Annotated in this window: 22 protein-coding genes and 1 pseudogene; 10 read left to right on the top strand and 13 right to left on the bottom strand. The window is 62.0% G+C overall.

Annotated features, from left to right (window positions below; all coding sequences use genetic code 11):
* Together olsB and QF039_RS02485 are read left to right on the top strand one after the other, a co-directional pair.
* Positions 1–756 carry an L-ornithine N(alpha)-acyltransferase gene (gene olsB, locus QF039_RS02490; RefSeq protein WP_008431132.1) on the top strand — a complete coding sequence of 252 codons (756 nt, stop codon included), beginning with the start codon at positions 1–3 and terminating at the stop codon, positions 754–756.
* Positions 756–1547 carry a lysophospholipid acyltransferase family protein gene (locus tag QF039_RS02485; protein WP_003219789.1) on the top strand — a complete coding sequence of 264 codons (792 nt, stop codon included), beginning with the start codon at positions 756–758 and terminating at the stop codon, positions 1545–1547. The genes olsB and QF039_RS02485 overlap by 1 nt, the downstream gene beginning before the upstream one ends.
* A 109-nt stretch (positions 1548–1656) precedes the next feature.
* Here QF039_RS02485 and QF039_RS02480 read toward each other — a convergent pair whose 3' ends face one another.
* On the bottom strand, positions 1657–2241 hold the full coding sequence (locus tag QF039_RS02480) for an ACP phosphodiesterase (RefSeq protein WP_003219791.1): 585 nt from the start codon (positions 2239–2241) through the stop codon (positions 1657–1659).
* 156 nt (positions 2242–2397) lie between these two features.
* Between QF039_RS02480 and QF039_RS02475 the strand changes: the two genes are divergently transcribed.
* From QF039_RS02475 to QF039_RS02465, 3 genes are read left to right on the top strand one after another with little or no spacing between them, the layout of a single operon-like run.
* Positions 2398–2712 (top strand): helix-turn-helix transcriptional regulator, encoded by a 315-nt coding sequence (locus QF039_RS02475; RefSeq protein WP_003219793.1) that lies wholly within the window; start codon positions 2398–2400, stop codon positions 2710–2712.
* A gap of 13 nt (positions 2713–2725) precedes the next feature.
* Positions 2726–3892: an MFS transporter gene (locus QF039_RS02470; protein WP_307516735.1), complete on the top strand. Its 1167-nt coding sequence runs from the start codon at positions 2726–2728 to the stop codon at positions 3890–3892.
* Positions 3893–3918: 26 nt separating this feature from the next.
* Positions 3919–4974 (top strand): alkene reductase, encoded by a 1056-nt coding sequence (locus QF039_RS02465; RefSeq protein WP_003219797.1) that lies wholly within the window; start codon positions 3919–3921, stop codon positions 4972–4974.
* Between the two features lie 230 nt (positions 4975–5204).
* Here the strand turns inward: QF039_RS02465 and QF039_RS02460 are convergent, their stop codons facing one another.
* Positions 5205–5837 (bottom strand): TetR family transcriptional regulator, encoded by a 633-nt coding sequence (locus QF039_RS02460; RefSeq protein ID WP_003219798.1) that lies wholly within the window; start codon positions 5835–5837, stop codon positions 5205–5207.
* A 286-nt stretch (positions 5838–6123) separates the two neighbouring features.
* Between QF039_RS02460 and QF039_RS02455 the strand changes: the two genes are divergently transcribed.
* The 5 genes from QF039_RS02455 to QF039_RS02435 all read left to right on the top strand — a co-directional run bounded on the left by QF039_RS02455 (position 6124) and on the right by QF039_RS02435 (position 14292).
* Positions 6124–7272, top strand: coding sequence for an efflux RND transporter periplasmic adaptor subunit (locus QF039_RS02455; protein ID WP_003219800.1), 1149 nt, complete (start codon positions 6124–6126; stop codon positions 7270–7272).
* Between the two features lie 3 nt (positions 7273–7275).
* Positions 7276–10437 (top strand): efflux RND transporter permease subunit, encoded by a 3162-nt coding sequence (locus tag QF039_RS02450; RefSeq protein ID WP_003219803.1) that lies wholly within the window; start codon positions 7276–7278, stop codon positions 10435–10437.
* The gene (adeC, locus tag QF039_RS02445) at positions 10434–11891 is read left to right on the top strand and encodes an AdeC/AdeK/OprM family multidrug efflux complex outer membrane factor (protein ID WP_003219806.1); all 1458 of its coding nucleotides are present in this window, start codon (positions 10434–10436) and stop codon (positions 11889–11891) included. The genes QF039_RS02450 and adeC overlap by 4 nt, the downstream gene beginning before the upstream one ends.
* A 172-nt stretch (positions 11892–12063) precedes the next feature.
* Positions 12064–13314, top strand: coding sequence for an OprD family porin (locus QF039_RS02440; protein ID WP_177036909.1), 1251 nt, complete (start codon positions 12064–12066; stop codon positions 13312–13314).
* Between the two features lie 78 nt (positions 13315–13392).
* Positions 13393–14292 (top strand): polysaccharide deacetylase family protein, encoded by a 900-nt coding sequence (locus QF039_RS02435; protein WP_032898704.1) that lies wholly within the window; start codon positions 13393–13395, stop codon positions 14290–14292.
* Here QF039_RS02435 and pcaC read toward each other — a convergent pair.
* The 11 genes and pseudogenes from pcaC to pcaR all read right to left on the bottom strand — a co-directional run bounded on the left by pcaC (position 14289) and on the right by pcaR (position 25187).
* Positions 14289–14684, bottom strand: coding sequence for a 4-carboxymuconolactone decarboxylase (gene pcaC, locus QF039_RS02430; RefSeq protein ID WP_307516734.1), 396 nt, complete (start codon positions 14682–14684; stop codon positions 14289–14291). The two genes, QF039_RS02435 and pcaC, sit on opposite strands and share 4 nt — an antisense overlap.
* 185 nt (positions 14685–14869) lie before the next feature.
* Positions 14870–15661: a 3-oxoadipate enol-lactonase gene (gene pcaD, locus QF039_RS02425; protein ID WP_003219815.1), complete on the bottom strand. Its 792-nt coding sequence runs from the start codon at positions 15659–15661 to the stop codon at positions 14870–14872.
* A gap of 10 nt (positions 15662–15671) precedes the next feature.
* A complete protein-coding gene (locus QF039_RS02420; protein WP_008431146.1) occupies positions 15672–17036 on the bottom strand; it encodes a 3-carboxy-cis,cis-muconate cycloisomerase in 1365 nt (454 codons plus the stop codon).
* 49 nt (positions 17037–17085) lie between these two features.
* Positions 17086–18381, bottom strand: coding sequence for an MFS family transporter (locus QF039_RS02415; RefSeq protein WP_003219818.1), 1296 nt, complete (start codon positions 18379–18381; stop codon positions 17086–17088).
* A gap of 180 nt (positions 18382–18561) precedes the next feature.
* Positions 18562–19128 carry a protocatechuate 3,4-dioxygenase subunit alpha gene (pcaG, locus tag QF039_RS02410; RefSeq protein WP_178965873.1) on the bottom strand — a complete coding sequence of 189 codons (567 nt, stop codon included), beginning with the start codon at positions 19126–19128 and terminating at the stop codon, positions 18562–18564.
* Between the two features lies 1 nt (position 19129).
* Complete coding sequence (gene pcaH, locus QF039_RS02405; protein WP_003219824.1) at positions 19130–19834, bottom strand: protocatechuate 3,4-dioxygenase subunit beta; 705 nt, start codon at positions 19832–19834, stop codon at positions 19130–19132.
* Positions 19835–19862: 28 nt separating this feature from the next.
* Positions 19863–21068: a 3-oxoadipyl-CoA thiolase gene (gene pcaF, locus QF039_RS02400; protein WP_307522886.1), complete on the bottom strand. Its 1206-nt coding sequence runs from the start codon at positions 21066–21068 to the stop codon at positions 19863–19865.
* Positions 21065–21848: pseudogene (locus tag QF039_RS02395) on the bottom strand (CoA-transferase subunit beta). Before QF039_RS02395 ends, pcaF begins: the two are co-directional and overlap by 4 nt.
* Positions 21845–22702: a CoA transferase subunit A gene (locus QF039_RS02390; RefSeq protein ID WP_003219830.1), complete on the bottom strand. Its 858-nt coding sequence runs from the start codon at positions 22700–22702 to the stop codon at positions 21845–21847. The pseudogene QF039_RS02395 and the gene QF039_RS02390 overlap by 4 nt, the downstream one beginning before the upstream one ends.
* Positions 22703–22849: 147 nt before the next feature.
* A complete protein-coding gene (locus QF039_RS02385; protein WP_003219832.1) occupies positions 22850–24196 on the bottom strand; it encodes an MFS transporter in 1347 nt (448 codons plus the stop codon).
* A gap of 148 nt (positions 24197–24344) precedes the next feature.
* A complete protein-coding gene (pcaR, locus tag QF039_RS02380) occupies positions 24345–25187 on the bottom strand; it encodes a pca regulon transcriptional regulator PcaR (protein ID WP_003219833.1) in 843 nt (280 codons plus the stop codon).
* Between the last annotated feature and the right edge of the window lie 483 nt (positions 25188–25670).

The raw sequence follows: 25670 nt of genomic DNA, 5'->3' as shown, positions 1-25670 counted from the left end.
ATGACTCAGATCGCCCGCATCAGCGACACCGGCAATGAACGCCGCCTGCAAGCCGAACGCCTGATCGGCGCCCAGGCTTTGCAGGAAGCCCAGGCCCTGCGGTTCAACGTGTTCAGCGGCGAATTCAACGCCAAGCTGAAAGGCGCTGAACTGGGCCTGGACATGGATGACTATGATGTTCACTGCAGCCACATCGGCGTGCGGGATTTGAACAGCGGTCGACTCGTCGCCACCACCCGTTTGCTCGACCACCAGGCCGCCACCACCCTGGGCCGCTTCTACAGCGAAGAAGAATTCAGCCTCCACGGCCTGCTGCACCTCAAAGGCCCCATCCTGGAAATCGGCCGCACCTGCGTCGACCCCGCCTACCGCAACGGCGGCACCATCGCCGTGTTGTGGGGCGAGCTGGCCGAAGTCCTCAACCAGGGCGGCTACAGTTACCTGATGGGCTGCGCAAGCATCCCTATGCACGACGGCGGCATCCAGGCCCACGCGATCATGCAGCGCCTGCGCGAACGCTACCTGTGCAACGAACACCTGCGGGCCGAGCCGAAAAAGCCGCTGCCGGCACTGGACCTGCCATCCAACGTCATCGCCGAAATGCCCCCCTTGCTCAAGGCCTACATGCGCCTGGGTGCAAAGATTTGCGGCGAACCCTGCTGGGACGAAGACTTCCAGGTCGCCGACGTGTTCATCCTGCTCAAGCGCGACGAGCTGTGCCCGCGGTATGCCCGCCACTTCAAGGCAGCCATGTGATGAGCCGCCTTCGGGTGTACGGGCGAATTGCCCGCGTGCTGGTGGTGGTGGCCCTGGGTTTGACCATGGCCAGTGTGTTTGGCGTGTTTGAACGTCTGGGCGTGGCCAACTCGATGGTGCGCCGGCAGCGCTGGTCGCGTTTTTTCATGGCACGGCTGACCAACGCACTGCCCTTTCGCGTGACCGTTCACGGTGAGTTGCCGCAACAGTCGATGCTGTGGGTCAGCAACCACGTATCGTGGACCGATATCCCGCTGCTGGGGATGGTGGCGCCGATGTCGTTCCTGTCCAAGGCCGAGGTGCGCACCTGGCCGGTGGCGGGCTGGTTGGCCGCCAAGGCAGGCAGCCTGTTCATCCGCCGAGGTTCGGGGGACAGCCAGTTGATTCGCAAACAGATGACGCGTCATCTGGAACAACAACACCCGCTGTTGATGTTCCCGGAAGGCACCACCACCGACGGCCGCGCCCTGCGTACGTTCCACGGGCGGTTACTGGCCAGTGCGATTGATGCCGATGTGTCGCTGCAACCGGTGGCGATTCGTTATCTGCGCGATGGCCACATCGACCCGCTGGCACCGTTTATTGGCGACGATGATTTGCTCTCGCACTTGATGCGTTTGTTCGGCAATGACCAGGGCGACGTGGAAATCCATCTGCTCAAGCCGATTGCCTGCGCCGGGCAGGAACGTGCGGCGCTGGCGTTCCAGGCGCAGCAGGCGGTGCAGAAGGCGTTGTTTGGCCCCCTTCCAGAAGCTGAGCAAATGCCAGCGCGGCCAGCATTCGCGGCCTGAAGCGAGCACGGTGAAAAATGTGGGAGCGGGCTTGCTCGCGAAGGCGGTGCATCAGTCAGCAGATTCATTAGCTGACCCACCGCTTTCGCGAGCAAGCCCGCTCCCACATTTATAGTTGTATTGCCAACTGGCTATTTGAGAACCGCTGCAATTCTGGGTAAAACACCCGAAAATCCTCGCTCAACGGCTCGTACAGCGCTCGTAATTCCTGCATGGCATGGCCCAGTTCTTCGGGCCGTGTCAGGCGTCGGCCAATGCCTCGAAGTACCTGTTCCATCACCGCAAATTCGCGGTACGAACCCAGCCAGTCATCCGCCGCCATGTACGGCGCAATCTGCGCCAGCCGCCCCGGCAACGCCGGCTCTTCGGCGAGCACCCGGTAAACCTCAGAGGTAAATCGCTCCAGCGGCTGATCGGCATATAACGCCCAGTCCCGCGCCAGGCAGTGGTCGAAAAACACATCGAGGACAATCCCGGCATAGCGGCGCCGGGTCAGGGTGAAGCGCGACAGCGCCTGCCCGATCAGCGGATGACTGTCGGTGTAGCGATCGATTGAGCGATGCAACTGAATCGCCGACTCGATTTGCGGGCTGAATTGGCCTTGCAGGCGACCTTTAACAAAGTCGCCATACAGGCTGCCAAGCAATTGAGCAGGAAGTTGGCCGCCGAGGTGCAGATGTGCGAGATAATTCATGGCGCGCAGTCTAGCACTGCCGTCAACGTATCGTTATAACCCGATATACCGATTCAATCTGGTTTAAGACCAAAATCATATTGGTATATCGAGATACAACGATTTAAAGTTCGCCTCATCGCGATATAACGTTTTACAAAACCGAGCATCACTGCCATGTCCATCGACCTCGACGAAATAATAAAAGCCCTGGCGCACCCAGTACGGCGAGACATCCTCAACTGGCTGAAAGACCCGAAAGTGCAATTCCCCGAGCAGTTGCACAACCACGAATACGGCATTTGCGCCGGGCAGATCGACCAGCGCTGCGGGCTGTCTCAGTCCACCGTGTCGGCGCACCTGGCGAACTTGCAACGGGCGGGGCTGATCAGCAGCCAGAAGGCCGGCCAATGGCACTTTTTCAAACGCAATGAGGACGTGATCCAAGCCTTCCTCAAAGCGCTCACCGAAGAACTCAGCGCACCGCTGTAACAAGGACCCATCAATGCCTCTCTCGCTACTCATCCTGGCCTTAAGCGCCTTCGCCATCGGTACGACCGAGTTCGTCATCATGGGCCTGTTGCCCGATGTGGCGGCCGACCTCGGTGTATCGATTCCCGGCGCCGGCTGGCTGGTGACCGGCTACGCCCTGGGCGTGGCCATCGGTGCCCCCTTCATGGCACTGGCCACCGCCAAGCTGCCGCGCAAGGCCGCCCTGGTAGCGTTGATGGGCATCTTCATCATCGGCAACCTGCTCTGCGCCCTGGCAAGTGACTACAACGTGCTGATGTTTGCCCGTGTGGTCACCGCGCTGTGCCACGGTGCCTTCTTCGGTATCGGTTCGGTGGTCGCCGCCAACCTGGTGCCGGCCAACAAGCGTGCTTCGGCCGTGGCGCTGATGTTCACCGGCCTGACCCTGGCCAACGTGCTCGGCGTACCGCTGGGCACCGCGCTGGGTCAGGAAGCCGGCTGGCGCTCGACCTTCTGGGCCGTGACGGTGATTGGGGTGATCGCCCTGATCGGCCTGATCCGCTTCCTGCCGGCCAAGCGTGACGAGGAAAAACTCGACATGCGCGCCGAGCTCAGAGCACTCAAAGGCGCCGGCATCTGGCTGTCGCTGAGCATGACCGCGCTGTTCGCTGCGTCGATGTTCACCCTCTTCACCTACGTCGCGCCGCTGCTGGGGGATGTCACTGGCGTCTCTCCCAAGGGCGTGACCTGGACCCTGCTGCTGATCGGCCTGGGCCTGACCGTCGGCAACATCATCGGCGGCAAGCTGGCAGACAAGCGCCTGGCTGCCACCCTGATCGGCGTGTTCATCAGCATGGCAGTGGTGTCCACCGTCCTGACCTGGACCAGTGTCGCCGTGATCCCGACTGAAATCACCCTGTTGCTCTGGGCCACCGCCTCGTTTGCCGCCGTACCGGCACTGCAGATCAACGTGGTGACCTTCGGCAAGGCCGCACCGAACCTGGTGTCCACCTTGAACATCGGCGCCTTCAACATCGGCAACGCTCTCGGCGCCTGGGTGGGCGGCAGCGTGATTGCCCACGGCTTCGGCCTGACCAGCGTGCCCCTGGCCGCTGCTGCACTGGCCGTGCTCGCGCTGCTGGTGACCCTGATTACTTTCCGTCAGACCGGCGATGCCGACCTGGCCCCCGCGACTAACTGATCAACTAAAGAGAAGGGTGTTATCCCATGACGACTATTTTCGATCCGATCAAACTGGGCGACCTGGAACTGTCGAACCGCATCATCATGGCGCCGCTGACCCGCTGCCGTGCCGACGCCGGTCGCGTGCCCAATGCGCTGATGGCTGAGTACTACGTCCAACGCGCTTCCGCCGGGCTGATCCTCAGCGAAGCCACCTCCGTAACGCCAATGGGCGTGGGTTACCCGGACACCCCGGGCATCTGGTCCAACGACCAGGTTCGCGGCTGGGCCAATGTGACCAAGGCCGTGCACGGTGCAGGCGGCAAGATCTTCCTGCAACTGTGGCACGTGGGCCGGATCTCCCACGAGTCGTACCTGGACGGCGAAGCACCGGTTGCCCCAAGCGCCATCGCAGCCAAGGGCCACGTCAGCCTGGTGCGTCCGCTGGCCGACTACCCTACCCCGCGCGCCCTTGAAGTCGCTGAAATCGCCGATATCGTCGACGCCTACCGCGTAGGTGCCGAGAATGCCAAGGCCGCCGGTTTTGACGGCGTGGAAGTCCACGGTGCGAACGGCTACCTGCTCGACCAGTTCCTGCAAAGCAGCACCAACCAGCGCACTGACAACTACGGTGGCTCCCTGGAAAACCGCGCACGCTTGCTGCTCGAAGTCACTGACGCCGTGATTGAAGTCTGGGGCGCCGGTCGCGTCGGTGTGCACCTGGCACCACGCGCCGACGCACACGACATGGGCGACGCCAACCTGTCGGAAACCTTCACCTACGTCGCCAAAGAGCTGGGCAAGCGTGGCATCGCGTTCATCTGCTCCCGTGAAAAGGAAGCGGGCGACAGCCTCGGCCCACAACTGAAAGCCGCCTTCGGTGGCCCGTACATCGCCAACGAACGCTTCACCAAGGACAGCGCCAACGCGTGGCTGGCTTCGGGCAAGGCTGACGCCGTGGCATTCGGCGTGCCGTTCATCGCCAACCCGGACCTGCCGGCTCGCCTGAAGGCCGATGCACCGCTGAACGAAGCACATCCAGAGACTTTCTACGCCAAAGGCCCGGTCGGCTACATCGACTACCCGACCCTGGCACTCTGATCTGCTGAAACGAAAAAGCCCCGACTTGCGAGAGCCGGGGCTTTTTTATGGGCCGCAGGAAACATTCCTTCACAGCCTTGCAACAATATTGCTACAAAATACTTAGCCAACTACCTATCAACCGCCCGCCAGCCCGTATATAACGTCACCCCACAAAATCAGGGAAAAGCCTGATTGACCAGCCCCGGTGTTTATTGTTGACACAACTGGTCGCAATTACGCATTTTGTCTTAATTGCGCAGGCCAGGGCTCAAGCGCAGCATGTCCAACGCGATATCGACCCAGCGCTCTGCGTCCTGGGCCAACTGGAAACTGTCGGGCACCAGCAGCCACTGGCCGAGAATTCCGTCGATATAGGCGTGCATGCACACCGCGGCACGTACGGTGTCGAGATTCTCCGGAAGCTGCCCGCGATGGACCGCGTTACGCAAGGTCAGCCCGATGCGCAGGTTGCATTCGAGGCTGGCGGTCTGGCGCTGACGGCGCAGATCACACATTTCATCGGTGAATTCGCACTTATGAAACAAAATCTCATTGATGCGCCGGGTCTTCGGGTCCAGGGCCACTTGATGGAACAGATGAATCAGCAGCTTGCGCATGCAACCCAGCGGATCGACCTCGTCCTCGCTCTCACTGGCCCTGGCCAATTCATCCAGCGGCTCGTGCAGTGTATCGAGCATCGCCTGCACCAGGTCGGCCTTGTTGCTGAAATGCCAGTAGATGGCACCACGTGTCACGCCTGCCAGCGCGGCAATATCCGCCAGCGTGGTACGCGCAACCCCGCGCTCGTAGAAGGCCTGCTCGGCCGCTTCAAGAATCTGGCTGCGCGTTTCCTGAGCTTCCTCTTTGGTACGACGAACCATGGCAGTAAAACCTCAATCAGGAGACTTGGGGTGATCGGTAACGCAGACTCAACCGCCGCTAACGACCATCTGAATAATTGTGGGACGACGCCGTCAAGGGCGCCGAACGTACTAGAATCGAGGCTTTGGACGCTGCTTTGTCAACATTCCGCGAAGCCTGTCAAGAGTTTACAAACAACCATGAACGTAAGTATATTGCGTAGCAAGCTACTTATCCACTCAGTGCCTGTTTTTTACCCTTCCACACTTCTTGTGCGCACTCTGCGCGCCTGACCCGAGGATCTTCATGCAACTTAAGCCAGCTGTTACCGCCCTGGTTACTGCCGTCGCCCTGGCATCGCTGCTCAGCGGATGTAAAAAGGAAGAAGCGGCTCCGCCCGCTCAAACCCCTCAGGTCGGCGTGGTCACTATTCAACCTCAAGCCTTTACCCTGACATCCGAGCTGCCAGGCCGCACCACGGCCTACCGCATTGCCGAGGTTCGCCCTCAGGTCAACGGCATCATTCTCAAGCGTCTGTTCAAGGAAGGGGGCGACGTCAAGGAAGGCCAGCAGCTCTATCAGATCGATCCGTCGGTGTATGACGCCTCGCTGAAAAGCGCCCAGGCCAACCTCGCCCAGACCAAGTCGATTGCCGATCGCTACAAGCAGTTGGTCGATGAGCAGGCCGTCAGCCGCCAGGAATACGACACCGCCGTGTCCAACCGCATGACCTCTGAAGCCAACGTGCAAACGGCCCAGATCAACGTGCGCTACACCAAGGTGTTTGCCCCGATCTCCGGGCGTATCGGTCGCTCTTCGGTCACCGAAGGCGCGCTGGTCAGCAACGGCCAGACCGACGCCATGGCAGTGATCCAGCAACTGGACCCGATCTACGTCGACGTCACGCAGTCCTCTGCCGAGATGCTGAAACTGCGTCGCGACCTGGAAAGCGGCCAACTGGAAAAAGCCGGCGAAAACGCGGCCAAGGTCAAGCTGACCCTGGAAGACGGCACCGCCTACGGCGTGGAAGGCAAGCTGGAATTCTCCGAAGTCTCGGTCGACGAAACCACCGGTTCCGTGACCCTGCGTGCCGTATTCCCGAACCCTGACCACACCCTGCTGCCGGGCATGTTCGTCCACGCGCAGTTGCAAGCCGGTGTGAACAGCAAGGCCATCCTGGCACCACAGCAAGGCGTGACCCGCGACCTGAAGGGCATCCCGACCGCGCTGGTGGTGAACAAGGACAACAAGGTCGAGCAACGTGTACTGGTGGCCAACCGTACTACCGGCGCCTACTGGCTGGTGGAAAAAGGCCTGAACGCCGGTGACCGTGTGATCACCGAAGGCCTGCAATTCATCAAGCCGGGCATCGAAGTCAAGGTCAAGGACGCTGATAACGCCAAACCCGCCGGTTCCGCTGCTGCTCCTGCTGCCGCTGCTGGTCAAGGGGAGTAATTCATGTCGAAATTTTTTATCGACCGTCCCATTTTCGCCTGGGTAATTGCCCTGGTGATCATGCTGGTCGGGGCACTGTCGATCCTGAAGTTGCCCATCAACCAGTACCCGGCCATCGCGCCAACCGCCATTGATATCCAGGTGACCTACCCGGGCGCGTCTGCACAAACCGTGCAGGACACCGTGGTGCAGGTGATCGAACAACAGCTCAACGGTATCGACAACCTGCGTTATGTCGCCTCGGACAGTAACTCCGACGGCAGCATGACCATCACCGCGACGTTCAACCAGGGTACCAACCCGGACATCGCCCAGGTTCAGGTACAGAACAAGCTCAACCTGGCGACCCCGCTGCTGCCACAAGAAGTACAGCAGCAGGGTATCCGCGTTACCAAGTCGGTGAAGAACTTCCTGATGGTGATCGGTCTGGTGTCGGAAGACGGCAGCATGACCAAGGATGACCTTTCCAACTACATCGTTTCCAACATCCAGGACCCGATTTCCCGGACCGCCGGTGTGGGCGACTTCCAGGTGTTCGGTTCCCAGTACGCCATGCGTATCTGGCTCGACCCGGCCAAGCTGAACAACTACCAGCTGACGCCAGTGGATGTCAGCAACGCCATCCAGGCGCAGAACGTCCAGGTGGCCACCGGCCAACTCGGCGGCCTGCCTGCCCTGCCCGGCACTCAGTTGAACGCCACCATCATCGGCAAGACGCGTCTGCAAACCACTGAAGCGTTCGGCAATATCCTGATGAAGGTCAATACCGACGGTTCCCAGGTTCGCCTGGGTGACGTTTCGCGTATCGAACTGGGCGGCCAGAACTACAGCATCAGCGCACAGTTCAACGGCAAGCCGGCTTCCGGTATGGCGATCAAGCTGGCAGCCGGTGCCAACGCACTGGACACCGCCAAGGCGATTCGCGAAACGGTTGCGTCCCTCGAACCGTTCTTCCCGCCTGGCATGAAGGCTGTGGTGCCGTATGACACCACGCCGGTTGTGACCGAATCGATCTCCGGTGTGGTTCACACCCTGATCGAAGCGATCGTGCTGGTGTTCCTGGTGATGTTCCTGTTCCTGCAGAACTTCCGCGCCACCATCATCACCACCATGACCGTACCGGTGGTATTGCTGGGTACCTTCGGGATCCTCGCTGCGTTCGGCTTCACCATCAACACCCTGACCATGTTCGGCATGATCCTGGCCATCGGCTTGCTGGTGGACGATGCCATCGTTGTGGTGGAGAACGTCGAGCGGGTAATGGCCGAGGAGCACTTGTCGCCCAAGGAGGCGACGGTCAAGTCCATGGGCCAGATCCAGGGGGCCCTGGTGGGTATCGCCCTGGTGCTGTCGGCGGTATTGCTGCCAATGGCGTTCTTCGGTGGTTCCACCGGTGTGATCTACCGCCAGTTCTCCATCACTATCGTTTCGGCGATGGCGCTGTCGGTACTGGTTGCCCTGGTCTTCACCCCGGCCTTGTGCGCCACCATGCTCAAGCCGATTGACCCGGAAAAACACGGCCAACCCAAGCGCGGCTTCTTCGGCTGGTTCAACCGTACCTTCGACCGTGGCGTACTGAGCTACGAGCGCGGCGTCGGTAACATGATCAAGCACAAGTTCCCGGCGTTCGTGGTCTATGCCCTGATCCTTGCCGGCATGATCTGGATGTTCACCCGCATTCCAAGCGCGTTCCTCCCAGAGGAAGACCAGGGCGTGATCTTTGCCCAGGTACAAACGCCGGTGGGTTCTTCGGCTGAACGTACGCAGAAAGTCATCGACGATATGCGCGCCTACCTGTTGAACGACAAGGAAGGCGAGCCAGGCGAAGGCAAGGCTGTCAAATCGGTGTTTACCGTGAACGGCTTCAACTTCGCCGGTCGTGGCCAGAGCTCGGGCCTCGCGTTCGTGATGCTCAAGCCGTGGGACGAGCGTGACTCGAGCCAGTCGGTATTTGAGGTTGCCAAGCGTGCCCAGGGTTACTTCTTCGGGGCCTTCAAGGACGCCATGGTATTTGCCGTGGTGCCACCTTCGGTACTCGAACTGGGTAACGCCACCGGTTTCGACGTGTTCCTGCAAGACCAGGGCGGCGTCGGCCACCAGAAGCTGATGGATGCGCGTAACCAGTTCCTGGGTGCCGCGGCACAAAGCAAGATCCTGGCGGGCGTGCGCCCCAACGGCGTGAACGATGAGCCGCAGTACGAGCTGACCGTTGACGACGAGAAGGCCAGTGCCCAGGGCATCAGCCTGGCAGACATCCAGCAGACCCTGGCAATCGCCTTGGGTGGCAGCTACATCAACGACTTCATCGACCGTGGTCGTGTGAAGAAGGTGTATGTACAGGGTGACGCCGCCAGCCGGATGTCTCCGGAAGACCTGAGCAAATGGTACGTGCGCAGCACGTCCGGGAAGATGGTGCCGCTGTCGGCCATCTCTTCGGGCAAGTGGATCTTCGGTTCGCCGAAACTCTCGCGCTATAACGGTGTAGCGGCGATGGAAATCCTCGGTACCCCGGCACCTGGCTACAGTACCGGTGATGCGATGGCGGAAGTCGAACGCATTGCCAAGGACCTGCCGGCTGGCGTTGGTTACTCCTGGACCGGCCTGTCGTACGAAGAACGTCTGTCCGGCTCCCAGGCACCTGCGCTGTACGCCCTGTCGCTGCTGGTGGTGTTCCTCTGCCTCGCGGCACTGTACGAAAGCTGGTCGATCCCGATTGCGGTGATTCTGGTTGTACCGCTGGGTGTGATCGGTGCGTTGATCGCCACCAGCCTGCGGGGACTGTCCAACGACGTGTTCTTCCAGGTGGGCCTGTTGGTGACGGTGGGTCTGGCAGCGAAAAACGCCATCCTGATCGTGGAGTTCGCCAAGGAGCTCCACGAGCAGGGCAAAGGCATTGTCGAGTCGGCCATCGAGGCATCCCGCATGCGTCTGCGACCGATCATCATGACGTCCATGGCGTTCATGCTCGGCGTACTGCCCCTGGCAATTTCCACCGGTGCCGGCTCAGGTAGCCAGCACGCCATCGGTACGGGCGTAATTGGCGGTATGATCACCGCCACGGTCCTCGCGATCTTCTGGGTACCCCTGTTCTTCGCAACCGTGTCCTCCGCTGGCGAGCGTAAAAAGACTGAACCCAAGCAAACTCCTAAAGAGGCTGGCCAATGAGCAAGTCGCTACTTTCCTTAGCGGTCACGGCATTCGTGCTCAGTGGCTGCTCGCTGATCCCGGACTACCAGCGCCCTGAAGCGCCGGTAGCCGCGCAGTTCCCGCAGGGGCCGGCGTATTCGTCGGCCCAGGCGCCGGGCCAGGCGGCTGCCGAGCAGGGCTGGAAGCAGTTTTTCCATGACCCTGCCCTGCAACAGCTGATCCAGACCGCCCTGGTGAACAACCGCGACCTGCGTGTCGCGGCCCTGAACATCGATGCGTATGCCGCGCAGTACCAGATCCAGCGCGCCGACCTGTTCCCGGCGGTTTCGGCCACGGGCAGCGGCAGCCGTACGCGCACCCCGGCCAAGCTGTCGCAGACCGGCGAAGCGGGCATCACCAGCCAATACTCGGCGGGCCTCGGGATCAGTTCTTATGAGCTGGACCTGTTCGGCCGCGTACGCAGCCTGAGCGAACAAGCGCTGCAACAATACTTCGCGACCGAAGAAGCGCGTCGCACCACCCAGATCAGCCTGGTGGCCAGCGTGGCCAACGCCTACCTGACCTGGCAGGCCGACAAGGAGCTGCTCAAGCTCACCCAGGACACCCTGGGCGCGTACGAGCAGAGCTTCAAACTGACCTCGCGCAGCAATGAAGTCGGCGTGGCTTCGGCCCTGGACCTGAGCCAGGCCCGTACCTCGGTGGAAAACGCCCGGGTTGCACTGGCGCGTTATACCCGCCAGGTGGCCCAGGACGAAAACAACCTGACCCTGCTGCTGGGTACCGGCCTGCCAGCGAACATCGTCAGCCGGCCATTGGCTGATGACCTGTTGAGCGAAGTACCGGCCGGCCTGCCATCGGACCTGCTGCAACGTCGTCCCGACATCCTGCAGGCCGAGTACAACCTCAAGGCGGCCAACGCCAACATCGGTGCGGCACGCGCTGCGTTCTTCCCGAGCATCACCCTGACCGCCAGCGCCGGCACCGCGAGCCCGACCCTGGGCGGCCTGTTCAAGGGCGGTTCGGGTACCTGGTCGTTTGCACCGCAGATCAACATCCCGATCTTCAACGCCGGCAGCCTGCGCGCCAGCCTGGATTACTCGAAAATCCAGAAAGAGATCAACGTCGCCAACTACGAGAAAGCCATCCAGACCGGCTTCCAGGAAGTCTCCGACGGCCTCGCCGCCCGTGAGACCTACAAGCAGCAACTGGACGCCCAACGTGGTTTCGTCGCGGCCAACCAGGATTACTACCGCCTGGCCGAGCGTCGCTACCGTATTGGTGTCGACAGCAACCTGACGTTCCTCGACGCCCAGCGCCAACTGTTCAGTGCCCAGCAATCGCTGATCACCGACCGCCTGGCGCAACTCAACAGCGAGGTCAACCTGTACAAGGCCCTCGGTGGTGGCTGGAACGAACAGACCGCGAAGAACGAACCGTTGAAAGAAGAAGCACCGCCCTTGAAGTTGTTCTGATAGTGGCGCAGTAAACAAAAACCGCTTCCCGCCCAGGAAGCGGTTTTTTTACGCCCATGACTTTGCGTTCGATCATCGCCCACAACCCGCTCTCCCCCACTTTCATCGCCCCCGCACCGCCCCGCACCATGGCCGCCACCTGCATAACCCCAATAACAACAGGTCTGACACCATGAGCACTTTCAACCCGCGCCGGCTTTTGCTGGCAACCGCTGTCGCCAGCATTGCCCTCCCTGTTGTCGCTGAAGAACACGGCTTCCTGGAAGACGCCAGCGCCAATCTCAACCTGCGTAATTTCTTCTTCAACCGCAACTACACCAATCCCACCAAGACCCAGGGCGGCGCACAGGAGTGGACGCAAAGTTTCATCCTCGACGCCAAATCCGGCTTCACCCAGGGCACCGTCGGTTTCGGCGTGGATGTACTGGGCCTGTACTCATTGAAGCTCGATGGCGGGCGCGGCACGGGTGGCACCCAGCTGTTGCCGCTGGACCACGATGGCCGTCCGGCGGATGAATTCGGGCGTCTGGGCGTGGCGTTCAAGGCACGGGTTTCAAAGACAGAAGTGAAAGTCGGCGAATGGATGCCGGTGCTGCCGATCCTGCGTTCGGACGATGGCCGCTCGCTCCCGCAAACCCTGCGCGGCGGGCAAATCACCTCCAAGGAAATCGACGGCCTGACCCTGTACGGCGGCCAGTTCCGCGCCAACAGCCCACGGGACGACAGCAGCATGACCGACATGTCCATGTTCGGGAAAACCGCGTTCACCTCCGACCGCTTCAACTTCCAGGGCGGCGAATATGCCTTCAACGACAAACGCACCCAGATCGGTGTGTGGAACGCCCAACTCAAGGACATCTACAGCCAGCAATACCTCAACCTGATCCACAGCCAACCGGTGGGCGACTGGACCCTGGGCGCCAACCTCGGGTTCTTCTATGGCAAGGACGACGGCAGCGCCCGCGCCGGTGACCTCGACAACAAGACCTGGTCCGGACTGTTTTCGGCCCGATACGGCGGCAACACGTTCTATGTCGGCCTGCAAAAACTCACCGGCAACAGCGCCTGGATGCGCGTCAACGGCACCAGCGGCGGCACCCTGGCCAACGACAGCTACAACGCCAGCTACGACAACGCCCAGGAAAAATCCTGGCAGGTACGCCATGACTATAACTTCGCCGCCCTGGGTATTCCGGGCCTCACGCTGATGAACCGCTACATCAGCGGCAGCAACGTACACAGCGGCACGGTGACCGATGGCAAGGAATGGGGACGGGAAAGTGAAGTGGCCTACGTGGTGCAGAGCGGAGCGCTGAAGAATCTCAATGTGCGCTGGCGTAACTCCAGCATGCGCCGGGACTACAACAACAACGAGTTTGATGAAAACCGGTTGATCGTCAGTTACCCGATAAGCCTGCTGTAAAGCCTCGACAGTCTTGTTGTATGGTGCGCGCGTGTCATGGATGACCCGCCCCAGCAGCCAATGTCATTCGAGTCCGCCATGAAACACTTCGCCACCGTATCGGCCGCACTAGCCCTGGCCCTGAGCCTCAGCGGTTGCATCGGCCCGCCTCTGGCGCTGACACCGCAAACCGAACAACGCCTGAAAACCGAGGCGCCGATCCGTTTTTTGCTGACCTTCGATGACGGCCCCAGCGCCTCGGGCTTCATGAACCCCAGCCGTTCGGTGATGGCGGACCTGGCGAACAACCCGATACAGCCGGGGATCAAGGCGGTGTTCTTCCTGCAGACCGAGGCGCCCCGCTCCGGCGGCAACCCGCGGGGCTACAAGACCATGGAGCGCGAATACGCGGCCGGCCATATCCTGGGCTTCCACACCGCGACCCCGTGGCACAGCAACCATCGCTTGCAGAATCCGGCTGAACTGGAGCACTACCTCAGCCTGGGTTCGTCGACCCTCACCGCCATCACCGGCCAACCGCCCACACTGGTACGCCCGCCGTTCTGGAACTACGACAAGCGCACCTTCGCCGCCTATCAGCAACACGGCATGCATGTGTTGCTGACCGACCTGAGTGCAAACGATGGGGTGATCTGGGTGTTCAACGGCAGCCCGCGTCGACGGGAAAACCTGATACGCCAACTCTCTGTGGTACGCGAGCGCATCGCCAAAGGCGAATTACCGACGGTGGACGGCGTGATCCCGGTGGTGGTGACCTTCCACGATATCAACCGCTACACCGCCTGGCACTTGAAGGAATACCTGCAAATCCTGCTGGACAGCGCCCATATCAATGGCGTGCCCCTCGCCACACAGCCTTTCTACACCGACCGGGCAACCTTGCAGCGAGCCGCCATGGCCCGCACGGTAAAAAGCGCCGACGAAGTCGTGCACCTGCCAGGTGTGTGGAATTGGGTGTGGGACGCTGACTCGCACTAGGCGCGCGACTCTACCCCCAACTCATCCCACACCGACTCGGCCAAGTGAAACGTCGCATTGGCCGCCGGGATCCCGCAATAGATCGCGCTCTGCATCAGCACTTCCTTGATCTCGGCGCGGGTCACACCGTTGCTCGCGGCGGCGCGCAGGTGCAGCTTCAGCTCTTCGCTGCGGTTCATGCCGATGAGCATGGCGATGGTGATCAGGCTGCGGGTATGCCGCGGCAGCCCCGGGCGGGTCCAGATATCACCCCAGGCGTGGCGGGTGATCATTTCCTGGAACTCGCTGTTGAACTCGGTCAGGGCGTTGAGGCTGCGGTCGACGTGGGCGTCGCCCAGCACTTCGCGGCGCACTTGCAGGCCTTCGGCATAACGTTGTTTCCTCGTCCACAAAACGCTCCTCATGCAACGGTGACGACAGGCACATACCTGTGGCGAGGGAGCTTGCTCCCGTTGGGTCGCGCAGCGACCCCAGTGAGGCCGCTGCAGGGTTTTACAAATAGTTGGGTTGCGGCTGCTCAGGGGCTGCTACGCAGCCCAACGGGAGCAAGCTCCCTCGCCACAGGGTTCAGCGATACTCAGCGCGATAGCAGAAATTCCAGCACACGGTCGCTGAACGCCGCACCGGCTTGCACGTTGGACAAGTGCGCGGCATAGAACTCGGCATACTCGGCGCCCTGCACATGCGCCTGGATAAAGTGCCCACCCGCCGGCGGCGTCACCGCATCTTCGCTGCCTGCGATCACCAGGGTCGGCACCTTGATCGACGCCAGTTGCTCGCGGAAATCCGCGTCGCGCACGGCCGCGCAGTTTGCGGCATAACCCTGGGGATCAGTCGCCGCCAGCATATCGGTGATCAGCTTGGCCTGGTCAGGATGAGCCTCGGCGAAGTCGGCGGTGAACCAGCGGGCAATTGACGCATCACGCAGGGCAACCATCGCGGCCGCACCGTCGCGCAGGACCATCTCGATCCGCGGGTTCCAGATCTCCGGCGTGCCGATCTTCGCGGCGGTGTTGCACACCACCAGCCGGCGCAAACGCTCACCCGCGTTGATCCCCAGCCACTGGCCGATCAGGCCGCCCATGGACAACCCGCAGAAATGCGCGCGCTCGATCTGCAACGCATCCAGCAGTGCCAACACGTCACGGCCCAATTGCTCGATGCTGTAGGGGCCTTCGGTGACCAGCGACTTGCCATGGCCCCGGGTGTCGAAACGCAGCACCCGGAAGTACTGGGTGAACGCCTCGATCTGGATGTCCCACATATGCAGGTCGGTGCCCAGGGAGTTGGACAGCACCAGTACCGGTGCATCTTCGGGGCCATCGAGTTGGTAGTTCAGTTCGCCATCGGCGAGTTGTACAAATCCCACAGCAGCCTCCTCAGGCAGTCAAAGCAAAATGTTCGGCCACGGCCCGGGTGACCCAGGTGTGCGCCTGGCCCAGGTAGTGCGCCGGGTCCAGCAGGCGATCGAGTTCGGCCGCCGAAAGCTCGGCAGTCACTTGCGGTTCATCCCCCAGCACCGCCCGCAGGTGGCGCCCGTCGGCGACGGCGCGTTTGCAGCATTGTTCCAGCAGATGGTGCGCGGTTTCGCGGCCCAGGCGCTGGGCGAGGACGATGCTGACCGCTTCGGCCAGTACCAGGCCCTGGGTCAGATCAAGGTTTTGGACCATGCGCCGGGGATCGACTTCCAGGCCTTCGCTGACCAGCAGCGCCTGGTGCAATGCACCGGATACCAGCCGGCAAATCTCCGGCAGGGTTTCCCATTCGGCGTGCCACAGGCCCAGGCTGCGTTCGTGTTCCTGGGGCATCGCGCTGAACATCGTTGCCACCAGGCCGGGCACTCGCGTTGCAGCGCTGATCAGCACGGCAGCGCCCACCGGGTTGCGCTTGTGGGGCATGGTCGAAGAGCCGCCCTTGCCGGGGGCCGACGGCTCAAACACTTCCGCCGCTTCGGTCTGCATCAGCAGGCTGATGTCGCGACCCAGCTTGCCGAGGCTGCCGGCGATCAAACCGAGTACCGAGGCAAACTCCACCAGGCGGTCGCGCTGGGTGTGCCAGGGTTGCTCCGGCAGGCCCAACTGCAACTCGGCGGCCAGTGCTTGCGCCACCGGCATCGCCTGTTCACCGAGGGCCGCCAGGGTGCCGGAAGCACCGCCAAATTGCAGCACCAGCAAACGCGGCTTGAGCTCACTGAGGCGCTGCCGGTTGCGGGTGACTGCGCCGAGCCAACCGGCGATCTTCATGCCCAGCGTGACCGGCGTTGCATGCTGCAGCCAGGTCCGGCCCGCCAAAGGAGTTGTTCCGTAACGCTGGGCCTGGGCGGCAAGAATGTCCCCCAACCGCGCCAGATCATGTTCGATCAGCTCGACCGCACTGCGCAGTTGCAGCACCAGGCCGGTGTCCATCACATCCTGGCTGGTAGCGCCCAGATGCACATAACGTTCGGCGCCGGCATCTTCGCTGGCGATCAACTTGCCGAGGGCCTTGACCAACGGAATCGCAGAGTTGCCTGCGGTGGCGATGGCGTCGCCGAGGGCATCTACGTCGTAGAGAGAAGCCAGGCAGGCCTGGGCAATGGGCGCGACGGCCGCTTGCGGGATCAACCCGACCTGAGCCTCGGCCCGGGCCAGCGCCGCTTCGAAATCCAGCATGCCCTGCAAACGCCCCTGGTCGCAGAACACTTCAGCCATGCCGTTGGCGGTGAAGTAGGCGTCGAACAGTTGGTTGCTCGTGCGCATCGTCATAACACATCCCTAGGTGGCGCATACCCGGCAACGGGCATGCGCCAGCCGGTTACAGATCGTGGTGCAAATACGCCGCCTCTTTGGGCAGGCGCAAGCTGAACAGGAACGCCACCGCCATCATCGCCGTGACGTACCAGTAGAAGGTGTTCTCCATGCCCATGGACTTGAGCCCCAAGGCCACATATTCCGCCGAACCGCCGAAGATCGCGTTCGCCACCGCATACGCCAGGCCCACGCCCAGTGCGCGTACTTGTGGCGGGAACATTTCGGCTTTCACCAGGCCGCTGATGGAGGTGTAGAAGCTCACGATGGCCAGGGCCAGGGTGATCAGCACAAAAGCCAGGAACGGGCTGCTGACGGTTTTCAGGGTCAACAGGATGGGTACAGTGCACAGCGTGCCCAGGGCGCCGAACCACAGCATCGAGTTACGGCGGCCAATCTTGTCCGCCAGCATGCCGAACACCGGCTGCATGCACATGTAGAAGAACAGCGCGCCGGTCATGATGTAGCTGGCGGTCTTGGCGTGCATCCCGGCGGTGTTCACCAGGTACTTCTGCATATAGGTGGTGAACGTGTAGAAAATCAGCGAGCCGCCGGCGGTGTAGCCGAGCACGGTGATAAACGCCGCCTTGTGATCGCGGAACAGCGCGGCAATGCTGCCGGCGTCCTTGTCTTCACGCATTTCCTTGCTGGTGGTTTCTTTCAGGGTGCGACGCAGCAACAGCGAGATCACCGCCGCAATGGCGCCGATCACGAACGGAATGCGCCAGCCCCAGGCCCGCAGTTCTTCTTCGGTGAGGATCTGTTGCAGGATCACCACCACCAACACCGCCAGCAGTTGCCCGCCGATCAGGGTCACGTACTGGAACGAGGCGAAGAACCCGCGCTGGCCCTTGAGGGCGACTTCACTCATGTAGGTGGCAGTGGTGCCGTATTCGCCGCCTACCGACAGGCCCTGGAACAACCGGGCAACCAACAGCAGGGCCGGGGCCCAGGCGCCGATGTCTTTGTAGGTGGGCAAAAAGGCGATGACCAGGGAACCGGCGCACATCATCAGCACCGAGATCATCATGGAATTCTTGCGACCGTGTTTATCCGCCACCCGGCCGAACAGCCAGCCGCCGATGGGGCGCATCAGGAAGCCGGCGGCGAACACGCCGGCGGTGTTCAGCAGTTGCACGGTGGGGTCGTCCGACGGGAAAAACGCCGGGGCGAAATAGATGGCGCAGAAGGCATAGACGTAGAAGTCGAACCATTCGACGAGGTTGCCGGAAGAGGCACCGACAATCGCAAAAATCCTTTTGCTGCGTTCTTCTCCGGTGTAGTGGCTGGTTTTTGTTGTCATGTTTTTTCACTCAGTGGGAACGGTTATAGCCTAGACATACTTTGCAACAACCATGTTCCGCAAGCAGACTTTTGGATATTTGTTGCCTGGGCCGGCCTCATCGCGGGCAAGCCCGGCTCCCACATTTGGAATGCATTCCCCTGTGGGAGCTGGCTTGCCTGCGATAGATCCGCAGCCCACTCAATAATCGAAGAACACCGTCTCTTCGTCTGTGCCCTGCAAAATCACATTCCACTGATACACACCCGCAGCATCCGCCTTGGCGATCAACGTGCGGCGGCGCTCCTGCGGCACATACGCCAGCAGCGCGTCATCCCCATTCGCCGCTTCACCGTCAAAGTAAATCCGCGTCAGCAGGTGCTTCACCAGCCCACGGGCAAACACCAGCACCACCAGGTGCGGCGCCTGGGTCGTGCCCTTCAACCCCGGCACACTGCCCGGCTTGATGGTGGTAAAGCGAAAACGCCCTTCAGCGTCCACCGGCACCCGGCCGAAGCCTTCGAAGTTCGGGTCCACCGGTTTGTCCTGCTCATCCTCGGGATGGTCGTACTTGCCGGCCGCATTGGCCTGCCAGACTTCCAGCATGGCGTCGTTGACCACATCGCCATTGCCATCCACCACCTGCCCGGTGATCGCCACGCGCTCGCCGAGGGTGGCCGCAACGGTCAGGTCTTCGCGGTTCAGCCAGGTCAGGCCAATGTGGTAATACGGCCCGACGGTGTGGGAAGTAGTCGCGTTGAGGCTCATCTCATTTCTCCATCGGCGTGGCGTCGCGGCCGCGCAGGACGATGTCCCAGCGGTAGCCGAGGGCATAGTGCGGAATGGTTTTTTCCAGATCGAACGAGGCGATCAGGCGCTCCTTGGCGGACGTGTCCGGGACGCAGTTGTAGATCGGGTCATAGGCCAGCAGCGGGTCACCGGGGAAATACATCTGCGTCACCAACCGCGTCAGCACACTCGGGCCGAACAGCGAGAAGTGGATGTGCGCCGGGCGCCACGCGTTGTGGTGGTTGCCCCACGGGTAGGCGCCGGGCTTGATGGTCTGGAACTGGTACCAGCCGTCGGCGTCGGTGACGGTACGCCCGGTGCCGGTGAAGTTCGGGTCCAGCGGTGCGTCGTGCTGGTCGCGCTTGTGGTTGTAGCGGCCGGCAGCGTTGGCCTGCCAGATTTCCACGAGGATGCCGGGAACGGGCAGGCCGTTTTCATCCAGCACGCGCCCGTGAATGATGATGCGTTCGCCCTGGGGCTCGCCTTCGTGCTGGGCGGTCAGGTCGTTGTCCTTCTCGTTGACGCGCTCGGCGCCGATGGTCGGGCCGGTGATTTCCGAAAGGGAATGGGGCAGGAACACCAACGGCTTGGACGGCGAACGCAGGTTCGTCGACTGGTAGGCCGGGTGCAGGTAGTCAGGCTGAGTACCCGCTTGCGGGCGCCGGTATCCGGGCTTGTCACTCATGGAGCAATCCTCTTTATTCTTGTGGGTCTCAAACGCGTTCGATCGCCAGGGCCAGGCCTTGGCCCACACCGACGCACATGGTCGCCAGGCCTTTGCTGCCACCGGTTTTTTCCAGCTGATGCAGCGCGGTCAGTACCAGGCGCGCACCGCTCATGCCCAGCGGATGGCCAAGGGCAATCGCGCCGCCGTTCGGGTTGACCTGCGGTGCGTCGTCGGCAATCCCCAGTTCGCGCAGCACGGCCAGGCCCTGGCTGGCGAAGGCTTCGTTGAGTTCGATCACATCGAAATCAGTTACCGCCAGGCCCAGGCGTTCCACCAGTTTGCGCACCGCCGGCACCGGGCCGATGCCCATCACACGCGGCGCCACACCGGCGCTGGCCATGCCCAGCACCCGGGCGCGGGCGGTCAGGCCGTGTTTTTTGACGGCTTCAGCAGAGGCCAGAATCAGCGCAGCGGCACCATCGTTCACACCAGAGGCGTTGCCTGCGGTGACGGTCTTTTCCGAACCATTGACCGGCTTGAGTTTGGCCAGGGCTTCCAGGGTGGTATCGGCCCGTGGATGCTCGTCGTGCTCGACCACGGTTTCGCCTTTTTTGTGGGCGACGCGCACCGGTACGATTTCTTCGGCGAAGAAACCGGCGGCCTGTGCAGCGGCCGTACGTTGTTGGCTGCGCAGGGCGAAGGCGTCCTGGTCGGCGCGGGAGACTTTATAGTCGTCGGCCACGTTGTCAGCGGTTTGCGGCATCGGGTCGACGCCGTACTGGGCCTTCATCAACGGATTGATAAAGCGCCAGCCGATGGTGGTGTCTTCCAGCTTCATGTTGCGCGAGAACGCCGCATCGGCCTTGCCCATCACGAACGGCGCGCGGGACATCGACTCGACGCCACCGGCAATCGCCAGTTCCATCTCGCCGCTGGCGATGGCGCGGAAGGCCGTGCCGATCGCGTCCATGCCCGAAGCGCACAGGCGGTTCAGGGTGACGCCGGGGATGCTCTCCGGCAGGCCGGCCAGCAATGCCGCCATGCGCGCCACGTTGCGGTTGTCTTCGCCGGCCTGGTTGGCGCAGCCGAGGAACACTTCGTCCACAGCGCTCCACTCCACCGACGGGTTGCGCTCCATCAGCGCCTTGATCGGCAGTGCCGCCAGGTCATCGGCGCGCACGGTGGACAAGCCACCGCCAAAACGGCCGATGGGGGTACGAATGGCGTCACAGATAAATACGTCGCGCATCAGGCTTCTCCGGGGGCTTGGCCGTGGGCGGCAGCGGTGCGTGCCTCAAGGTCGCGCAGGGCAGTCAGTTCAATCTCGGTGGGTTCGGCGCTGGTGGTCACCTGGTCGGCAAAACGAATCGCCCAACCGGTGGCGGCCACTACTTGCTCACGGGTCACGCCGGGGTGCAGGGCGGTGACGACAAATTCGTGGCTGCCCTCCTCCGGCTCCATGATGCACAGGTCGGTAATAATCCCTACAGGACCGGCGCCTGGCAGACCCAGGCGTTTGCGCGAGTCACCGCCTTCGCCGTGGCCGACCGAAGTGATGAAGTCCAGCTTGTCGACAAACGAGCGGGCCGACTGCTTGAGGATGATCAGCACGCTCTTCGCGGAGCCGGCGATCTCCGGCGCGCCACCGGCACCTGGCAGGCGCACTTTGGGCTGGTGGTAGTCACCGACCACGGTGGTGTTGATATTGCCGAAACGGTCGACCTGGGCCGCGCCGAGGAAGCCGACGTCAATGCGCCCGCCCTGCAGCCAGTAGCGAAAAATCTCACCGGTCGGCACCACGGTGTCAGCGGTTTCAGCCAGCTCGCCGTCACCGATGGACAGCGGCAGCACCGAAGGCGTTGGCGCCAATCGGGCCGGACTCGTAGATCAGCACCACATCCGGCGACGACGTCAGGCGCGCCAGGTTGGCAGCCTTGGAGGGAAGGCCGATGCCGACGAAGCACACCGAACCGTTCTTCAGGCGGCGCGCGGCGGCGACGGTCATCATTTCGTTGGTCGAGTAAGCCATTATTTGGCCTCCTGCGCGGTGGCCAGCTTGGCCTGGAATTCACTGAAATTGGCGGTGCCGTGGATGTATTCGTTGATCCACGCAGTAAACGTCTCACGGTCCCGGGCGATGGGGTCCCAGGCCTGGTAGAAACGGTTGTCACGCTCGGTGTAACCGTGGGCGTAGGACGGATGCGCGCCACCCGGCACATGGCACACGGCAGTCAGGGCCCAGGTCGGCAGCACGCAGGCGTTCATCGGCGCGTTGAGGTCGTCGACGATTTCTTCAACGGTAACGATGCAGCGCTTGGCCGCCAGGGCCGCTTCCTTCTGCACCCCGAGGATGCCCCACAGCAGCACGTTGCCCTTGCGGTCAGCCTTTTGCGCGTGGATCACGGTGATGTCCGGGCGCACCGACGGCACGGCCGCCAGCACTTCGCCGGTGAAGGGGCAGGTCACGGTCTTGATCAACGGGTTGACCTTGGGCAGGTCGGAACCGGCGTAGGCCCGCAGCACCGCGAATGGCAGGCCGGAGGCACCGGCGACGTAGGCATTGGCCAGGTCGGCGTGGCTGTGCTCTTCGATCTCCAGCGGTTGCGGCCATTGCTTTTCAACGGCGTCCCGCAGGCGATGCAGGGAACCCACACCCGGGTTGCCGCCCCAGGAGAAAATCAGCTTGCGTGCACAGCCGGCGCCGATCAACTGGTCGTAGATCAGGTCAGGCGTCATGCGCACCAGCGTCAGATCTTTCTTGCCCTGACGAATGATTTCATGACCTGCCGCCGTAGGGATCAGGTGAGTAAAGCCTTCGAGTGCAACGGTGTCGCCGTCATTCACGAACTGCTTTACCGCATCAGCCAGCGAAAGGATTTCAGCCATGGGGTGGGCTCCCGGTATCGATCGAAAAAGGCGCTGGAGGCAGCGCCGAAGTGCTTGAAGATTAAGCCGGGGGTCGGGGCCAAACAATCCGATAATCGACTGAGTGTTCGATTATCGAACAGATTGTTGTCTTGCTATCGGTCCGTTTCAGGTAGCGTCGGCATGGCTGACCATGCCCTTGATCACCACCGCGGTGGTGGCCAATGCCGCCGGGATCACCAGGGCGGTCAGCACCTGTTCGAAGTTCCAGCCCAGGCCCAGCAAGGTCGCGCCCATCCACGCCCCGAGGATCGCGCCGAAGCGGCCGATGCCGAGCATCCACGACACGCCCGTGGCGCGGCCCTGGGTCGGGTAGAAACGTGCGGCCAGCGACGGCATCGCCGACTGCGCACCGTTGACACACATGCCGGCAATCAACACCAGAGTCGCCAGCAGCGTGATATTGCCCAGGCTCTGCCCCACCGCGTAGGCAAACACCCCGGCCAGCAGGTAGAAGGTACCGATGACCTTGTGGGGATTGAACCGGTCCATCGCCCAGCCCACGCCGACCGCACTCAATACGCCACCAAACTGGAACAACGCACCGATAAACGCGGCCTGTTCCATGCTGGCGCCGCTGTCGCGCATCAGGGTCGGCAGCCAACTGGTCAGCAGGTAAACAATCACCAGGCCCATGAAATACGTCAGCCACAACAGCAAGGTGCCGGCGCTGTAGGTGCCGGAGAAGATCACCGCGAACACGTTGCGCGCCTTGACGGTTTTCTGTTCGGGCACGCTGAAGCTCGAGGCCTGGGCGACGATGCCCGGCTCGATAGGCGCCAGGGTCTTGCGCACTTTGTCGGTGCCGCGATTGCGCACCACCAGGTAACGCGCCGACTCCGGCAGCCAGAACAGCAGCACCACCGCGAGGATCAGCGGCAACAGGCCGCCGATCATCAGCAGGCTGTGCCAGCCATACGCCGGGATCAGCTTGGCCGAGATAAATCCGCCACCGGCCATGCCCAGGTTGAAGCCGCAGAACATGCTGGTCACCAGCAGCGACTTATGGCGTTCCGGGGTGTATTCGGAGAGCAGTGTCGTGGCGTTCGGCATGCCGGCGCCCAGGCCAAGACCGGTGAGGAAGCGCAGGATCAGCAGTTGATCGACGTTGCTGCTGTAGGCCGAGGCCAGGCTGAAGGCCCCAAACACCAGCACCGCCCCCACCAGCACCACCTTGCGCCCGAAGCGGTCGGCGAGTGGGCCGGAGCCCAGGGCGCCGAAGACCATGCCGATCAACGCGGCGCTCATTACCGGGCCGAGGCTGGCGCGGTCGATACCCCAGTCCTGGGACAGCGCCGGGGCGATGAAGCCCATGGCGGCAGTGTCGAGGCCGTCGAGGAAGACGATGAGAAAACACAGGATCACCACTCGCCACTGATACCGCGACAGCGGCTGGGCGTTGATGAAGGACTGAACGTCCAAACAAGTACCGACAGCAGGTGAAGGCTGATTCATTATTTTTATTTCCACACCGATGGGCGGGCGAACGACCTTGAGTCGTCATTATTATTGGGGCGGCGCCTTGAAGCGCTGCCGCACATTAATAAGCCTTGGGAAACACCGTCAATTCATCCAGCCGGGATCTGTGCGGTCACCGAACAGCTTACGCAAACAGCTGCGCGCTCAGCTCCTGGCTGGCACTGAGCATGCTCGGCAGGAAACGCTGCTCCAGCTCGCTGCGGCTGACCCGGCCGGCATGGGTGCTGACGTTCAGTGCCGCCAGGACCTGGCCCGAAGCGTCGTACACCGGCACGGCGATGGAACGCAGCCCTTGCTCCAGTTCCTGGTCGACAATGCACCAGCCCTGCTGCCGCACTTCCTGCAGGCATTCAAGCAAGGCTTGCGGGGTGGTGAGGGTGCGGCTGGTCTTGGTTTGCAGGTCGGCGTGGTCGAGGTAGTCCTGCAGCGAGGCGTCATCCAGCGCCGCCAGCAGGATACGGCCCATGGAGGTGCAGTAGGCCGGGAGACGGCCGCCCACGGAAAGGTCGACGGAAATCAGGCGTTGGGTGGTGGCGGAGCGGGCAATGTAGAGGATGTCATCACCTTCCAGGGTCGCCATGTTGCACGCCTCGTGGAGCTGCTCGCTCATGCGGTCCAGGTACGGCTGCGCCGAAACGGCCAGGGGCGTGGACGACAGGTAAGCGTGGCCGAGGGTCAGCACCTTGGGCAGCAGCGAATAGGTACGCCCGTCGGTGGTGGCGTAGCCGAGTTTGATCAGGGTATGCAGGCAACGGCGTACGGCAGCGCGGGGGATTTCCGTGCGGTGGCTGATCTGGGCGATGGTCAGGTGGCGCTTGCGCTCCTGGAATGCCTGCACCACGGCCAGGCCGCGGGCCAGGGAGGTCATGAAATCCGGATCACCGGTAAACGCCTGGATGCGCTTGGCCGGTGACGCAACGATCGGCGGCGCCACTGATGCGAAGGAGTTGCGCAATTGATCGTTCATTTGGGGTCCTTTCTCTTATTTTTAACCGCTGCGGGAGGGTGACCGCTATTACAAGCCGCCGTGCAATGGCTGCACAAGGCAGGGCAACCAACATTGGGCGATTATCGGACGGTCATTCGATTATCGCAATTTGTCACCGCCGACCGGTGCCGGAACCCCTCTACATCCATTTGAGTGCCTTTCAGAATCGACTGATGTACGAGAGAAGTTAAGGTTGATTAACGCCTGTAGAACATTGCACGATTTATGGCGCCAATAGTTCAGCAAATACCCCACACACCTGCGTAACAAAACCCTCACACAAAGTTGACGATTTTTAACTTGTTGGCGATAGTGTTATTCAAGCGCGTGGCTATAATGCATCCTGTGCAGGAGCCAGCCTCGCCTGACCCCGAGGATAGATTTCACCCAGTCGTGCACCGGCTGCGTGCAGGCTCCGCCGCAAGTACCTGACACACATTTCGAATGCCTGCCAACTGCTTG

Origin of the sequence: Pseudomonas sp. W2I6, assembly GCF_030815935.1 — a bacterium.
Lineage (GTDB): Bacteria > Pseudomonadota > Gammaproteobacteria > Pseudomonadales > Pseudomonadaceae > Aquipseudomonas.
This window is presented reverse-complemented; position numbering and strand designations above follow the sequence as displayed.

What these genes read in the sequence shown, in the direction of transcription:
- QF039_RS02385 (WP_003219832.1), bottom strand. Translation starts at nt 24,196, where the DNA reads ATGAATCAGCCTTCACCTGCTGTCGGTACTTGTTTGGACGTTCAGTCC.
- QF039_RS02465 (WP_003219797.1), top strand. Translation starts at nt 3,919, where the DNA reads ATGACGACTATTTTCGATCCGATCAAACTGGGCGACCTGGAACTGTCG.
- QF039_RS02435 (WP_032898704.1), top strand. Translation starts at nt 13,393, where the DNA reads ATGAAACACTTCGCCACCGTATCGGCCGCACTAGCCCTGGCCCTGAGC.
- QF039_RS02440 (WP_177036909.1), top strand. Translation starts at nt 12,064, where the DNA reads ATGAGCACTTTCAACCCGCGCCGGCTTTTGCTGGCAACCGCTGTCGCC.
- pcaH (WP_003219824.1), bottom strand. Translation starts at nt 19,834, where the DNA reads ATGAGTGACAAGCCCGGATACCGGCGCCCGCAAGCGGGTACTCAGCCT.
- QF039_RS02470 (WP_307516735.1), top strand. Translation starts at nt 2,726, where the DNA reads ATGCCTCTCTCGCTACTCATCCTGGCCTTAAGCGCCTTCGCCATCGGT.
- QF039_RS02475 (WP_003219793.1), top strand. Translation starts at nt 2,398, where the DNA reads ATGTCCATCGACCTCGACGAAATAATAAAAGCCCTGGCGCACCCAGTA.
- olsB (WP_008431132.1), top strand. Translation starts at nt 1, where the DNA reads ATGACTCAGATCGCCCGCATCAGCGACACCGGCAATGAACGCCGCCTG.
- pcaR (WP_003219833.1), bottom strand. Translation starts at nt 25,187, where the DNA reads ATGAACGATCAATTGCGCAACTCCTTCGCATCAGTGGCGCCGCCGATC.
- QF039_RS02485 (WP_003219789.1), top strand. Translation starts at nt 756, where the DNA reads ATGAGCCGCCTTCGGGTGTACGGGCGAATTGCCCGCGTGCTGGTGGTG.
- QF039_RS02455 (WP_003219800.1), top strand. Translation starts at nt 6,124, where the DNA reads ATGCAACTTAAGCCAGCTGTTACCGCCCTGGTTACTGCCGTCGCCCTG.
- QF039_RS02450 (WP_003219803.1), top strand. Translation starts at nt 7,276, where the DNA reads ATGTCGAAATTTTTTATCGACCGTCCCATTTTCGCCTGGGTAATTGCC.
- pcaG (WP_178965873.1), bottom strand. Translation starts at nt 19,128, where the DNA reads ATGAGCCTCAACGCGACTACTTCCCACACCGTCGGGCCGTATTACCAC.
- adeC (WP_003219806.1), top strand. Translation starts at nt 10,434, where the DNA reads ATGAGCAAGTCGCTACTTTCCTTAGCGGTCACGGCATTCGTGCTCAGT.
- QF039_RS02420 (WP_008431146.1), bottom strand. Translation starts at nt 17,036, where the DNA reads ATGACGATGCGCACGAGCAACCAACTGTTCGACGCCTACTTCACCGCC.
- QF039_RS02480 (WP_003219791.1), bottom strand. Translation starts at nt 2,241, where the DNA reads ATGAATTATCTCGCACATCTGCACCTCGGCGGCCAACTTCCTGCTCAA.
- QF039_RS02460 (WP_003219798.1), bottom strand. Translation starts at nt 5,837, where the DNA reads ATGGTTCGTCGTACCAAAGAGGAAGCTCAGGAAACGCGCAGCCAGATT.
- QF039_RS02390 (WP_003219830.1), bottom strand. Translation starts at nt 22,702, where the DNA reads ATGGCTGAAATCCTTTCGCTGGCTGATGCGGTAAAGCAGTTCGTGAAT.
- QF039_RS02415 (WP_003219818.1), bottom strand. Translation starts at nt 18,381, where the DNA reads ATGACAACAAAAACCAGCCACTACACCGGAGAAGAACGCAGCAAAAGG.